Below are 10,712 nucleotides of genomic sequence, written 5' to 3' on the forward strand. Positions count from 1 at the left end.
CCGCTGGAGGGGCGTGCTCCGGACCCCGCTCGGCCTGGGCGCGGCCGCGCTGACCGCCGCCGTGCTGGTGCTGGCGGTGGTCGCGCCGATGCTCTGGACCGACGACGCCAACGCCGTCGACACCGGCAACATCCTCGCCGGGGCGTCGGGGGAGCACTGGGCCGGCACGGACAACCTCGGCCGCGACATCCTCTACCGCACGCTGGTCGCCACCCGGCTCTCGGTCGAGCTGGCCGTGGCCGCGACCGCGATCGCGGTCCTGGCCGGGCTGGTCCTCGGTACGGCGGGCTTCGTGCTCGGCCGCCGCTCCAGCCGGCTGGTCAGCGCCACGATCAACATCGCGGTCGCGTTCCCCGGCATCCTGCTCGCGCTGTTCTTTGCGGTGATCTTCGGCGTCGGTGCGACCGGCGCCGTGTTCGCGATCGGGCTCGCCGGCGCGCCGGTGTTCGGCCGGCTCACCCAGACGCTGGTCGCCGGCGTCGCCGCCCGCGACTTCATCTCCGCGGCCCGGATCGCGGGCGTGGGCCGGCTGCGGATCCTCGTGCGGCACGTGCTGCCCAACATCGCCGAGCCGCTGGTCGTCAACGCCACGATCGGTGCGGGCGGCGCCCTGCTGTCGTTCGCCGGCCTCTCCTTCCTCGGCCTCGGCGTGCAACAGCCCGACTACGACTGGGGCCGGCTGCTCTTCGACGGCGTCGGCTCGATCTACGTCAACCCCGCGGCCGCACTGGCGCCCGGCGCCGCCGTCCTGCTCGCCGGCCTGGCGTTCAACCTGCTGGGCGAGTCGATCGCCAAGGCCCTGGGCGTCGGCGTCGTCGGCGGCATCCCGGCCCTCGGCCCCGCGCCGGTGTCGCTCGCGGCCGAGGACGCACCGGTCGAGCCGGCCGGCCACGACGGCACCGACCTGGTGCTCGACGTCCGCGACCTCGAGGTCACCTTCCCGGGTGCGCGCGGCCCGATCCGGCCGGTGCGCGGCGTGTCCTTCGGCGTACGCCGCGGCGAGGCGGTCGGCGTCGTCGGCGAGTCGGGCTCCGGCAAGTCGCTGACCGCGCTGGCCGTCTCCCGCCTGGTCGGTGAGCCCGGGCGGGTGGAGGCGTCGCGCCTCGAGCTGCTCGGCCACGACCTCCGGGCGCGGGACTCGCGCGCCCAGCGCCGGCTGCTCGGCACGTCGCTCACGATGGTGTTCCAGGACCCGATGACCTCGTTCAACCCCACCCGCCGCATGGGCGGGCAGCTCGCGGAGGTCGCCCGGCACCACCAGGGCATGGACCGGCGAGCCGCGCTCGCCCGGGCCGTGGACCGGCTCCGCGCGGTCCGGATCGGCGACCCCGAACGGCGCGCCCACCAGTACCCGCACGAGTTCTCCGGCGGGATGCGGCAGCGGGCGATGATCGGCATGGGCCTGATGGGCAGCCCGGCGCTGATCGTCGCCGACGAGCCGACCACGGCCCTCGACGTCACCGTGCAGCAGCAGGTCCTCGACCTGCTCGCCACGATCCGGGCCGCCGACGACGTGGCGCTGGTGCTGATCAGCCACGACGTCACCGTGGTCGGCGAGGTCTGCGACCGGGTGTTGGTGATGTACGCCGGCCGGATCGTCGAGGACCTGCCCGCCGCCGACCTCGCCGGGTCCGCCCGGCACCCCTACACCCGCGCGCTCGTCGCGGCCGTCCCCGACATGGACACCGACCTCGACCAGCCGCTGGCCGTGATCCCCGGCCGGCCGGTCGACCCCGCCGACGTACCGCCGGGCTGCGCGTACGCCGCCCGTTGCCCGCTCGCCACCGCCCGCTGCCGGGCCGAGGACCCGCCGCTGGAGTCCGACGGCACCGGCCGCCGGGTCGCCTGCTGGCACGCCGGTGAGCCGATCGCCGTCGAGATCGCCGACCGCGAGGAGGTGGAGGTGTGACCACCGAGGGCGGGCTCCGCTTCGAGGACGTCACCGTGCGATACGGCGCGACCACCGCGGTCGACGGCGTCAGCCTGACCGTGCCGCCCGGCCAGGTCGTCGGGCTCGTCGGCGAGTCCGGGTCGGGGAAGTCCACGCTGGCCCGTGCCGCGGTCGGTCTCGCACCCGTCTGCGCGGGGCGGATCACGCTCGACGGCAGGCCCGTGCCGACGCGGGGGCGCCGGCGCCCGCTGCAGATGGTCTTCCAGGACCCCTACTCCTCCCTCGACCCGCGGATGCGCATCGGCGACAGCATCGCCGAGGCGCTGCCGCCGGGCCGCTCGCGCGCCGAGCGGCGTGCCGAGGTCGAGCGGCTGCTCGAGCTCGTGCACCTCGATCCCGGGCGGGCCGCCGTGCTCCCGGCGCTGCTGTCGGGGGGACAGCGACAGCGGGTGGCGCTCGCCAGGGCGCTCGCGGCCGACCCGCAGGTCGTGATCGCCGACGAGATCACCTCGGCGCTGGACGTCTCGATCCAGGGTGCGGTGCTCAACCTGGTCCGCGAGCTGCAGCGCGAGCTCGGGCTGTCCCTGCTGTTCATCTCCCACAACCTGGCCGTGGTCCGCTACGTCGCCAGCCACGTCGCGGTGATGCACGACGGCGCGATCGTCGAGGAGGGCCCCGCGCACCGGGTGCTGACCGACCCGTGCCACGACTACACCCGCGAGCTGCTCGCCGCCGTACCCGGCTCGACCGCCCCCGATCGTCCCAGGAGGACCCCGTGACCCGCCGCATGCGCATCGACGACCTCACCGACCTCGCGGTCCCGTCCCAGCCGGTCCTCTCACCCGACGGCGAGCGCGTCGTCTACGTGCTGCGCACGCTCGACCGAGCTGCCGACCGCAGTGTCGACCAGCTCTGGACCGTGCCCGTCGCCGGCGGCACACCGCGGCGGCTCACCGCCGGGCCGGACGACACGGCGCCGGCGTGGTCGCCCGACGGCTCCCGGCTGGCGTTCCTCCGCGACGGCCAGGTCCACGTGCTCCCTGTCGGGGCAGCCGACGGGGGAGACGCCGAGCGGGTGACCGACCTGGCGCGCGGCGCCGGTGCGCCGGCGTGGAGCCCCGACGGGTCCCGCGTCGCGTTCACCGCGCCGGTGGACCCGACGGACGGCCCCGGGCCGCTGGTGGCCGCGCGCCTGGACTACCAGGCCGACGGGGCCGGGATGTTCGGCGCGGTCCGCAGCCAGGTGCACGTCGTCGACGTCGCCAGCCGGGCGTGCCGGGTCGTCACCCACGGCACCGAGAGCGCCGGCCAGCCCGCCTGGTCGCCCGACGGTCGCACGGTGGCGTTCACCCGCAAGGTCGGCGCCGACTGCGACCTGACGTTCCGTACCGCCGTGCACCTGCTCGACGTCGACGACGCCAAGGCGCTGCCGCGTGTCGTCGCACTGGCCGAGGGCGTCGCCGGCACGGTCTCGTTCGCGCGGGACGGCGCGAGCCTGCTCGTCGTCGGCTACCCCGGCGACCCGGTCGGCCACCAGCACCTGCTGCGGGTGCCGCTCGACGGCGGCGAGCCGGTCAGCCTCACCGGTCACCTCGACCGCAACGTGATGGCCGGCGGACCGGCGTACCCCGGCGGGCGGCCGCAGGAGGACGGCGACGGCCGGGTGCTGTTCTGCCTGCGCGAGCATGGTTGCACCCACCTCTGGGGTCCGGACGGCCCGCTCCTCGGCGGCGCCGGCCGCGTCGTCTCCGGGCTCTCGGTCGTCGGCGGCACGGCCGTCGTCGTGCTCGGCACGCCCACGTCGTACGGCGAGGTCGTGGCGCTGGACCTGGCCACCGGCACCGAGACCGTGCTGACCGACCACGGCGCCGCGCTCGGCGAGATCGAGCTGTTCGTGCCCGAGGAGCGCACGTTCACGATCTCCGACGGCACCGAGGTCCAGGCCTGGCTGGTCCGCGACCCGGCGCTCGAGGGACCCCGCCCGCTGCTCCTCGACGTCCACGGCGGGCCGCACAACGCCTGGAACGCGGCCGCCGACGAGATGCACCCCTACCACCAGGAGCTCGCCGCGCGCGGTTGGGCGGTGCTCCTGGTCAACCCGCGCGGCAGCGACGGCTACGGCGAGGCGTTCTACGACGGGGTCCACGGCGCATGGGGTGTCGCGGACCACCGGGACTTCCTCGAGCCGATCGACGCCCTGGTGGCCGAGGGCGTGGCGGACGGCGACCGGCTCGCGGTCACCGGCTACAGCTACGGCGGTTTCATGACCTGCTGGCTCACCGGACACGACGACAGGTTCAAGGCGGGCGCGGCCGGCGGGGTCGTCAGCGACATGACCAGCATGTACGGCACCTGCGACGACGGGGTCTGCATGAGCTCCTACGAGCTGGGCGGCACCCCGTGGGAGCAGCCCGAGGCGTACGCCGCGATGTCACCGCTGACCCGGGTCCACCGGGTCCAGACCCCGACGCTCGTCCTGCACGGCGCCGCCGACCTCACCTGCCCGCTGGGGCAGGCCCAGCAGTGGCACACGTCGCTGCGCGGCCGCGGCGTCCCGACCGAGCTGGTCGTCTACCCCGACGCCTCGCACGCGTTCATCCTGCTCGGGCCGCCCTCGCAGCGGCTCGACTACGCGCACCGCGTCGTCGACTGGGTGGAGCGCCACACGCTGCACCAGGGCCGGCCGCGCCTCGACATCGCCCACTGGCAGCGGCGTCTGGCGCGGCTCGCCGAGCGGCACGGCGTCCCAGGCGCGCAGCTCGGCATCCTGCGCTACGACGCGGGCAGCCGGGCGGGCACCGACGAGCTCGAGGTCGCGACGTACGGGTTCCTCAACCTGGACACCCGGGCGCCGGTGACCCCCGAGTCGGTGTTCCAGATCGGCTCGATCACCAAGGTGTGGACCGCCACCGTCGTCATGCAGCTGGTCGACGAGGGCCTCGCCGACCTCGACGCCCCCGTCGTGGAGGTGCTGCCCGAGCTGCGGCTGGCCGACCCCGACGTGACCAAGCACGTGACCCTGCGCCACCTGCTCAACCACACCAGCGGCATCGACGGCGACGTCTTCACCGACACCGGCCGCGGCGACGACTGCCTGGAGAAGTACGTCGAGCTGCTGGGCGAGCAGACCCAGAACCACCCGCTCGGCGCGACGTGGTCCTACTGCAACGCCGGCTTCTCGGTGCTCGGGCGGGTGATCGAGAAGCTCACCGGCCAGACGTGGGACGAGGCGCTGCGCGAACGGGTCTTCACGCCGCTGCAGATGCGGCACGCGCTGACCCTGCCCGAGGAGGCGCTGCTGCACGCGGCGGCGGTCGGCCACGTGACGCAGGACGGCGCGAAGTCGACCGCGCCGGTCTGGCAGCTGCCGCGCTCGATCGGGCCGGCCGGCCTGGTCACCGCCAACGCCGCCGACGTGCTGGCCTTCGCGCGCCTCCACCTCTCCGGTGGCCTCGGCCCCGACGGTGCGCGGGTGCTGAGCGAGGAGTCGGCGGCGGCCATGGCCGCCCACCAGGCCGACCTGCCCGACAAGTACTCCCTCGGCGACTCGTGGGGCCTGGGCTGGATCCGGTTCGGCTGGGACGGCCAGCGGCTCTACGGCCACGACGGCAACACGATCGGGCAGGCCGCCTTCCTGCGCGTCTTGCCCGACGTCGAGGGCCGCGGCGGCCTCGCGGTCACCCTGCTGACCAACAACGACGGCAGTCGCGACCTCTACGAGGAGCTGTACCGCGAGATCTTCGCCGAGCTCGCCGGCGTCGAGATGCCGCGGCCGTTGACGCCGCCCGAGCCGCCGCTGCAGGACCCGGCCGGCGCGATCGCGCCGTACGTCGGCACCTACCAGCGCGCCGGCGTGACCATGGAGGTCTACACCGGCGACGACGGGCCGATGCTGCGCACGACGCTGACCGGCCCGCTCGCCGAGATGGTGCCCGACCCGGTCGACGAGCACGCGCTCGTGCCCTACGCGCCGGCGCTGTTCCTCACCAAGCCGCCGGAGGCGGAGACGTGGTTCCCGGTCACGTTCTACGAGCTGCCCACCGGGGAGCGCTACCTGCACTTCGGTGCGCGGGCCACGCCGAAGGTCGGCTGATGGAGCTGTCCCTGATGCTCGCCGACCTGCGCAAGCTCATCGAGTGCGAGTCGCCGTCGACCGACCTGGCGGCCGTGGCCCGGTCGGCCGACGTCGTGGCCCGGATCGGCACCGAGCGGCTCGGCGTCGCGCCCGAGCGGATCGTGATCGACGGCCGCACGCACCTGCGCTGGCGGCTCGGCGACGGTCCCTCCCGGCTCCTGGTCCTCGGCCACCACGACACGGTGTGGCCGGTGGGCACCCTCGCCACGCACCCCTTCAGCGTCGACGGCGACGTGCTGCGTGGCCCCGGCTGCTTCGACATGCTCGCCGGTGTCGTGATGGCGTTCCACGCGCTGGCGGGGCTCGGGGTCGAGGGCGGCGTCACGCTGCTGGTGACCGGTGACGAGGAGCTGGGCTCGCCGTCGTCGCGCGAGCTCGTCGAGGACGAGGCGCGCGCCGCCGAGGCGGCCCTCGTGCTCGAGGCATCCGCCGACGGATCCCTCAAGACCGAGCGCAAGGGCGTCTCGCTCTACGAGGTCGTCGTCCGTGGCCGGGCGGCGCACGCCGGCCTGGAGCCGGAGGCAGGGGTCAACGCCACCCTCGAGCTGGCCCACCAGGCGCTCGCCGTCGCCGCCCTCGGCGACGCCGACGCCGGCACGACCGTGACCCCGACGCTGGCCCGGGCCGGCACCACCACCAACACGGTGCCCGCCGGAGGCTCGTTCTCCGTCGACGTGCGGGTCCGCTCGACCGCAGAGCAGGACCGGGTCGACGAGGCGATGCGAGCGCTGCGGCCGGTGCTCGACGGCGCCGTCGTCAGCGTGCTGGGCGGACCGAACCGGCCGCCGCTCGAGGGCTCCTCCTCGGCCGAGCTGCTCGCGCGGGCGCGGGCGGTCGCCGTACGACTCGGGCTGCCCGAACCCACCGCGGTGGCCGTCGGCGGTGCGTCGGACGGCAACTTCACCGCCGGTGTCGGCACGCCGACGCTGGACGGGCTGGGCGCGGCCGGTGGCGGGGCGCACGCGGACGACGAGCACGTGCTGGTCAGCGAGCTCCCGGGCCGCACGGCGCTGCTGCGGGGGCTCGTCGAGGACCTGCTGGCGCAGCCGACGAACCGGCTCCAGACGACTGGTGCGGCACGACCATGACGCGCCCCGACAACCCGACCAGCATGGGGACCGTGAGCAACCTGACGTCCCTCGGACCCCCGATCGCCGCCGCCGACCGCGACGGTGACCGCGACGGCGACCTCGACCGCGCCGTCCAGGCGGCCGACGCGGCCGCCCAGGGCGCCCGCGTCGCGGTCCGTGAGCTCACCGAGCTCGCCGACCTCGAGCGCGTCGTCGCCCTCTACGCCCGCATCTGGGGTCGCGACGCCAACCCGCCGATGACGCTGGAGCTGCTGCGCGCCTTCACCAAGGCCGGCAACTACGTCGGCGGCGCGTTCGACGGCCCGGCCCTCGTGGGGGCGTGCGTGGGGTTCTTCCACGCCCCCGCGGAGGACGCCCTGCACAGCCACATCGCCGGGGTCGCGCCCGAGACCGCGGGACGCAGCGTCGGGTTCGCGCTGAAGCTGCACCAGCGGGCCTGGGCGCTGCTGCGCGGGATCTCCGAGATCGCCTGGACCTTCGACCCGCTCGTGAGCCGCAACGCCTACTTCAACCTCGCCAAGCTCGCCGCCGAGCCCGTCGAGTACCTCCCGAACTTCTACGGCGCGATGGCCGACAGCATCAACGGCCTCGACGACTCCGACCGCCTGCTGGTGAGGTGGCGGCTGCGGGACCCGGCGGTCGTGGCCGCCTGCGCCGGTGCCGCGGTGCCCGTGGTCGCCGCCGCGGAGATCCGCGCCGGCGCGGCGGTCGCCCTCGAGATGTCCGAGGACGGCACCCCGGTGCCCGGCCGCCTCGACGCGCGTACGTCGCTGGTGGCCGTGCCGCGCGACATCGCCGCGCTGCGGGTGCGCGACCCCGGGCTCGCGCAACGGTGGCGCACCGCGGTGCGCGAGGCGCTCACGGCCCTGGTCGGCGACGGCGCGCGGGTGACGGGTTTCGACCGCGAGGGCTGGTACGTCGTGCGGCGGGACTCGTGAAGCTCGAGGGCGTCGAGCTGCGGCGCATCGCGATGCCGCTGGTCGCGCCGTTCCGCACGTCGTTCGGCACCCAGACCGTGCGTGAGCTGATGCTGCTGCGCGTGGTCACCGACGAGGGGGAGGGCTGGGGCGAGTGCGTGGCGATGCCCGACCCGCTCTACTCCTCGGAGTACACCGAGGCCTGCGCCGACGTGCTGACCCGCTTCCTGGTCCCCGCGCTCGCCGCGGCCGGCCCGATGAAGGCGGCCTCGGTGGCCGAGGTGCTCGAACCCTTCAAGGGGCACCGGATGGCCAAGGCCGCCCTCGAGATGAGCGTCCTCGACGCCGAGCTGCGCGCGGCCGGGCGATCGTTCGGATCCGAGCTCGGGGCCACCCGTGACCGGGTGCCCTGCGGTGTCTCGGTCGGCATCATGGAGAGCATCCCCGCCCTGCTCGACGCCGTCGGCGGCTACCTCGACGAGGGGTACGTCCGCATCAAGCTCAAGATCGAGCCGGGCTGGGACGTCGAGCCGGTGCGCGCCGTGCGGGAGCGGTTCGGCGACGAGGTGCTGCTGCAGGTGGACGCGAACACGGCGTACACGCTGGCGGACGCGCCGCAGCTGGCGCTGCTGGACCCCTTCGACCTGCTGCTGATCGAGCAGCCGCTGGAGGAGGAGGACGTGCTCGGCCACGCCGACCTCGCGAAGCTCATCGCCACCCCGGTGTGCCTGGACGAGTCGATCGTCTCGGCCCGGTCCGCGGCCGCCGCCATCCGCCTCGGCGCCTGCGCGATCGTGAACATCAAGCCCGGCCGGGTCGGTGGCTACCTCGAGGCGGTCCGGATCCACGACGTCTGCGTCGGGGCCGGCGTACCGGTCTGGTGCGGCGGCATGCTCGAGACCGGGCTCGGCCGCGCGGCGAACGTCGCCCTGGCCGCGCTGCCCGGGTTCACGCTGCCCGGCGACACCTCGGCGTCCGGGCGCTACTACCGCAGCGACATCACCGAGCCGTTCGTCCTCGACGACGGCCACCTCACCGTCCCCGCCGGTCCCGGCCTCGGCGTCAGCCCCGACCCCGACGCCCTCGCCGCCGTCACCACCGGCACCACCTGGGTGCCCGCCTGAGGTGAGACCGCTGCTCGGCGCAGGAATCCCCGGTGGACCGGGGATTCCTCCGCTTGTCAGGGGTTGCAACGGGTGACAAGCGCAAGTTTCGCCGGTCCACCGGGGATTCCGGCGCGGCTCCGGCGATGTCCCGCCTGTCGACCCGCACCAACCAGGCCATGGATCTGGTGCGCGCCGACGAAGTAGCCTCGGCTCACTGCCGCCTACCGTCGAAAGCGTGCTGACCGCGATGACCACCGTCCCGAGCGCCCGGCCGCGGGCCAGCCTGGGCCGGGTCCTCGACGACCTCGGGGCCACGCTGCTCGACCTGGTGCACGGTGACCCCGACGCGGGACACGACATCGGCGGGGTGGTCATCCACGACCCGGTCGACGCGCCCGTGCTGCCGCCGCACGCACTGGTGCTGGGCGTCGGGCTCGAGGACGACGACCGGGTCGCGGAGCTCCTGGCGGCGCTGGGCGCCCAGGGTGCCGCGGGCCTGGTGGTGCGCGCGCCGGTACGCCTCACCCAGCAGCTGCGCGACGCCGTGGACGGGTCCGGGGTCGCACTGCTGGCTCTCAGCCGGGGTGCGCCCTGGGCGCACCTGGCGGCCATGCTGCGTTCGCTGCTCGCGGAGGGTGACGTCGGCGTGGCCGAGTCGGAGTCCGAGTCGCTCGGCGGCCTGCCGTCGGGCGACCTCTTCGCCGTCGCCAACGCGATCGCGGCGCTGCTCGACGCGCCGGTCACGATCGAGGACCGCAGCTCCCGGGTGCTGGCGTTCTCCGGCCGCCAGGACGAGGCGGACCCGTCGCGCGTCGAGACGATCCTGGGCCGCCAGGTGCCGGAGCGCTACGCCCGGATCCTCAACGAGCGCGGGGTGTTCCGGGAGCTCCACCGCAGCGACCGGCCGATCTTCATCGAGCCGGCCGAGAGCGTCGATGCGTTCTCGAAGCCGCGGGTCGCGGTGGCCGTGCGCGCCGGCGACGAGGTCCTGGGCTCCATCTGGGCGGCGGTGCCGGGTCCGCTCAGCAGCGAGCGCAGCGACGCGCTCTGCGAGGCCGCGAAGCTCGTGGCGCTCCATCTCCTGCGGATCCGGGCCGGCGCCGACGTGCAGCGCCGGCTCCGGGCCGATCTGCTCAGCTCGGCCCTGGAGGGCGGCGCCGGCGCCCGCGAGGCGCTGGAGCGCCTCGGGCTGGCCGGTCAGCCCCTGCTCGTCCTCGCGGTGGCCCTCGCCGACCCGAGCCCCGAGCAGCCCTCGACGGAGGGCGCCGCCGCCGAGCACGAGCGCCAGCGGCTCAGCGACGCCTTCGCCATGCACCTCAGCGCGGTGCACCAGCGCTCCGCCGCCGCCCTCGTCGGTGGCGTCACCTACGGCCTGGTGCCGATGCCGGCCGGCGTCGAGGACGGCGAGGAGCGCGCCGCCCGCATCGCCCACGACTTCCTCGACCGCGTCGGGGAGCGGCTGCACCCGGTGGTGGCGATCGGGCCCGCCGCCCACGACCTTGCCGGGCTGGTGCACGCGCGCACCGCCACCGAGCGGGTCCTGCGGGTCCTGCGCAGCAGCCGGCCCGGCCG

7 protein-coding genes are annotated in these 10,712 nt (G+C 75.0%); all 7 read left to right on the forward strand.

Annotated features, from left to right (window positions below):
- The first annotated feature begins 13 nt into the window (after positions 1-13).
- Complete coding sequence (locus VGD85_RS03430; RefSeq protein ID WP_331062047.1) at positions 14-1,909, forward strand: dipeptide/oligopeptide/nickel ABC transporter permease/ATP-binding protein; 1,896 nt, start codon at positions 14-16, stop codon at positions 1,907-1,909.
- Positions 1,906-2,670 carry an ABC transporter ATP-binding protein gene (locus tag VGD85_RS03435; RefSeq protein ID WP_331062048.1) on the forward strand — a complete coding sequence of 255 codons (765 nt, stop codon included), beginning with the start codon at positions 1,906-1,908 and terminating at the stop codon, positions 2,668-2,670. The genes VGD85_RS03430 and VGD85_RS03435 overlap by 4 nt, the downstream gene beginning before the upstream one ends.
- Positions 2,667-5,984, forward strand: a complete 3,318-nt coding sequence (locus tag VGD85_RS03440; protein ID WP_331062049.1) for a serine hydrolase — start codon at positions 2,667-2,669, stop codon at positions 5,982-5,984. The genes VGD85_RS03435 and VGD85_RS03440 overlap by 4 nt, the downstream gene beginning before the upstream one ends.
- On the forward strand, positions 5,984-7,114 hold the full coding sequence (locus VGD85_RS03445; protein ID WP_331062050.1) for a M20/M25/M40 family metallo-hydrolase: 1,131 nt from the start codon (positions 5,984-5,986) through the stop codon (positions 7,112-7,114). Before VGD85_RS03440 ends, VGD85_RS03445 begins: the two co-directional genes overlap by 1 nt.
- Positions 7,115-7,137: 23 nt before the next feature.
- Positions 7,138-8,055, forward strand: coding sequence for a GNAT family N-acetyltransferase (locus tag VGD85_RS03450; RefSeq protein ID WP_414690751.1), 918 nt, complete (start codon positions 7,138-7,140; stop codon positions 8,053-8,055).
- On the forward strand, positions 8,052-9,158 hold the full coding sequence (gene menC, locus VGD85_RS03455) for an o-succinylbenzoate synthase (protein WP_331062052.1): 1,107 nt from the start codon (positions 8,052-8,054) through the stop codon (positions 9,156-9,158). Before VGD85_RS03450 ends, menC begins: the two co-directional genes overlap by 4 nt.
- Positions 9,159-9,375: 217 nt before the next feature.
- Positions 9,376-10,712 (forward strand): PucR family transcriptional regulator (locus VGD85_RS03460; protein ID WP_331062053.1); only part of this gene is annotated, 1,337 nt, incomplete at its 3' end.

Source organism: Nocardioides sp., from assembly GCF_036401255.1.
GTDB lineage: Bacteria > Actinomycetota > Actinomycetes > Propionibacteriales > Nocardioidaceae > Nocardioides.